This window comes from Micrococcus sp. ACRRV (assembly GCF_022346985.1).
Lineage (GTDB): Bacteria > Actinomycetota > Actinomycetes > Actinomycetales > Micrococcaceae > Micrococcus > Micrococcus porci.
Map to the genome: position 1 here is coordinate 1 of NZ_JAKRNH010000166.1, position 2,942 is coordinate 2,942.

Annotated in this window: 3 protein-coding genes, 1 pseudogene and 1 other annotated feature; of the genes and pseudogenes, 1 reads left to right on the plus strand and 3 read right to left on the minus strand. The window is 66.2% G+C overall.

What is annotated here, in order from left to right; genetic code table 11:
* Positions 1-17 precede the first annotated feature (17 nt).
* Positions 18-146 (minus strand) — a sequence feature (AL1L pseudoknot).
* From MHY29_RS11690 to MHY29_RS11700, 3 genes and pseudogenes are all read right to left on the minus strand, one after another.
* A complete protein-coding gene (locus MHY29_RS11690) occupies positions 107-424 on the minus strand; it encodes a transposase (protein ID WP_239241423.1) in 318 nt (105 codons plus the stop codon). (Overlaps the previous feature by 40 nt.)
* Positions 425-479: 55 nt before the next feature.
* A pseudogene (locus MHY29_RS11695) lies at positions 480-1,220 on the minus strand (helix-turn-helix domain-containing protein); the annotation flags it as partial.
* Positions 1,221-1,288: 68 nt separating this feature from the next.
* Positions 1,289-2,017 carry an alpha/beta fold hydrolase gene (locus tag MHY29_RS11700; protein WP_206397126.1) on the minus strand — a complete coding sequence of 243 codons (729 nt, stop codon included), beginning with the start codon at positions 2,015-2,017 and terminating at the stop codon, positions 1,289-1,291.
* A 74-nt stretch (positions 2,018-2,091) separates the two neighbouring features.
* On the opposite strand from MHY29_RS11700, the gene MHY29_RS11705 reads away from it, so the two are divergent.
* On the plus strand, positions 2,092-2,784 hold the full coding sequence (locus MHY29_RS11705) for a YafY family protein (protein ID WP_224355061.1): 693 nt from the start codon (positions 2,092-2,094) through the stop codon (positions 2,782-2,784).
* Positions 2,785-2,942 lie beyond the last annotated feature (158 nt).

The window sequence follows — 2,942 nt, forward strand, 5'->3', positions numbered from 1 at the left end:
GCGGCGTAGTACGTGCTCGGTGCGATCTGCGTGCCCGCTGCGGTCAGCGTGGTGCAGATCGGCTCGACACCGAACTCGTGCTTGTGCTCGTCGATGTATTCCACGATCACCGGTGTGGGCGGTCGAGCTCCGCCGCGAAGAAAGCCGACGCCGAGCGCAGGATCGCGTTCGCCCGCCGTAGTTCACGGTTCTCCTTCTCCAGCTCGGCCACCCGGGCGGCTTCGCTGGTCGTGATTCCGGGGCGGTGGCCGTGGTCGATCTCGGCTTGGCGGACCCAGTTGCGCAGCGTCTCGGGATTGATCCCGAGCTGTTCTCCTACGCGGCGGAATGCTCCGGTCCTCGTGGCGGGGTCTTGACGGGCTTCCAGCGTCATCCGCGTGGCGCGTTCGCGGAGCTCGTCGGGGTACTTCCGTGGTGCGGGCATGCTCTGCATCCTTCCGTTGGATCAGAGCCTCCACCAGACCCGGAGCGATTCACTCGCAGGTGTCGCGCCACAGGTGTGACCGGTATGCCCCGCCATTGTCAGACAGCACCCGTTCGATGGTGACGCCGCGGTTTGCGAACCACTCGACCGCCCGGTGCAGGACGGCGACGGCGGTGATGGCAGTCTCGTCGTCGTGGACCTCGGTGTACGCGACGCGGGAGTGGTCGTCGATGACGGTGTGCACAAACGCGTACCCAAGCTTTGGGTTGTGCCACTTGTTCTTCGGCTTCCCGGGCGTGGCGGCGCGGTTGCGTTCGCCTTGGAGTCGGCCGACATAGCGCCAGCCGCCGCCGTCGGGGATATTCCCGAGCTTCTTCACGTCCACGTGCACCAGCGAGCCGGGATGGGGGTGTTCGTACCGGCGGATCGGCTCGCCGGTGGCACGGTCGACGTAGGACAGCCGGTTGAGGCGTGCCGTCGTGAGGATTCGGTGCACCGTCGATGGTGCGATGCCGAGTCGAGCGGCGAGCTGAACTGGGCCTTCGCGCAACCGCATTCGCAGGCTGACGCACCGCTTGGTCACCGTCTTCGGGGTCTTGTTCGGCGACACCCTCGGGCGCGAAGACCGGTCTTCCATGGACTCACCGGCGAGGTAGCGGTCGACCCACCGCTTCACCGTCGGCCAGGACACCTGGAAGCGGGCAGCAATCTCGCTGATCGGCCACCCGTCCTCGACGACGAGGCGAGCGACCTTCAGGCGGTGGCGGGGTGTCAGGGCGGCGTTCTTGTGGCTCATGGGGGCTTTCGGAACGGGATGAAGGGGGACAGCGCAGTGGCTGTCCCCCTTCATCGGCGAGGAGGAACCTAGGAGGCGAGAGCGGCGGTGGCGATCGCCTTGCCCAGATCCTCGGGGCGGCTCCACATCGGCCAGTGACCAGTAGGCAGGTCGATGAACTGGACGTCGATCAGGTCGTTGACGGCGGCGAACATAGGGTGTCGTGCCTGGGCCAGCTCAAGGACCTGGCTGGACGGCAGGGAGCAGCAGATCAGAGTGGTCGGCACGCCGTAGCGCCGATCATTGTTCAAAGAGACCGAGGCGCGGGCGACACCTGCAGGCTCGGGAACAGCGCGGGCGCGGAAGGTCTTGAGCTGGCCGTCGCTAAGCCCTTCGAGGCTGGCCTGCTGACCGAGCGTGTCAAAGTCAGGCAGCGGGAGCTCCTCGATGTCTTGCGGGAGCTCCGGCGCGAAGGCTGCTCCGTCCGTCATGGGCCCGGAATCGACCCAGATGACCCGGCGGAGCAGCTGCGGGATCCTGTCCGTGACAGTGCTTACCGCGGCGTTGGCGCCGCTGTGGCCCACGAGAACGACGTCGCCGCCGGCCTGTTCGACAAGGGCCTGGAGGGCATTGACCTGCTCCTGCAGAGTGGCGTTCTTCCGGTTGAGATCTTGCTCGTCGAGGCCCGGCGGGGTGACGGCCTCGACGTCGAGCCCGTGCTCCTTCAGGGCGGGCACTACGTCATCCCAGGCCCAGGCGCCCAGCCAGTAGCCGGGAACGAGGATGACGTGCGGTTGGTCCGTTGCGTTCGATGTCATGTGCTCGATGCTGGCAGGGCTCCTGGACAACGGAGTGGCACTATTTGTGACATGAATGTGGCGATGGTTCCCTGATGAAGCGTTCGGAACGCCTCCACGCACTGTCGGAGGCGCTCAGGCGCGGCGGGAAGCGTGGGAGGAGCGCGGAGGGACTGGCCCGTGAGTTCGGGGTGTCTGTCCGGACGATTAAAAGAGACCTGGCGGCACTCGAAGCATCCGGAGCGCCGCTGTGGTCCCGCCCTGGCCCAGGCGGAGGGTACGGGATCGTAGAAGGTGGTTCCCTGCCGCCGGTCGCATTGTCACCGGCTCAGGCCTTGGCACTGCTGGCAGCGGTCAAGGCCGCACCCGATGCGCCGTACTCCGATCTCGCTACAGCCGCCGTCCGCAAGATCGTGGATGTCCTCGACCCGCGCACTCGGGAGAAAGTAAGCGAGCTCGCGCAGCGAGTCTGGGTCGACTCGCCCCCCAGCACCTCTCGATCCGTCCGCTCGACCTGCGAACAGGCCATGACAGATCAACGAGTGCTGCGCATCGACTTCGTCTCCGCCGCTGGCGAGCACACCCGTCGCGACGTCGAGCCCATTCTGTTCGCCGGCACCCGTGGTAGCTGGTACCTCATCGGGTGGTGTCGACTGCGCGGTGCTGTGCGGTGGTTCTCTCTCGACCGCATTCGCAAAGCTACGCTCACGCGCCATCCATGCTCGGGCCACACCGTCGACGAGATCGGCACACCACCGGACACCGCCGCCAGCGTCGCCTTGGACTGAACTCGATCGGGTCAATCAACGTCTCAGGGCAGTACACCTAGGGCGTGTCTGAGAATAGATGCACGAGTCAGCTGAGACCCTGGGGACATGTCCCGGTTCCAGATGCTCTCTGACACCCAATGGGAGTTGATCGCCCCGATGCTCCCGACCCGGACCGG

What these genes read in the sequence shown, in the direction of transcription:
- MHY29_RS11700 (WP_206397126.1), bottom strand. Translation starts at nt 2,017, where the DNA reads ATGACATCGAACGCAACGGACCAACCGCACGTCATCCTCGTTCCCGGC.
- MHY29_RS11690 (WP_239241423.1), bottom strand. Translation starts at nt 424, where the DNA reads ATGCCCGCACCACGGAAGTACCCCGACGAGCTCCGCGAACGCGCCACG.
- MHY29_RS11705 (WP_224355061.1), top strand. Translation starts at nt 2,092, where the DNA reads ATGAAGCGTTCGGAACGCCTCCACGCACTGTCGGAGGCGCTCAGGCGC.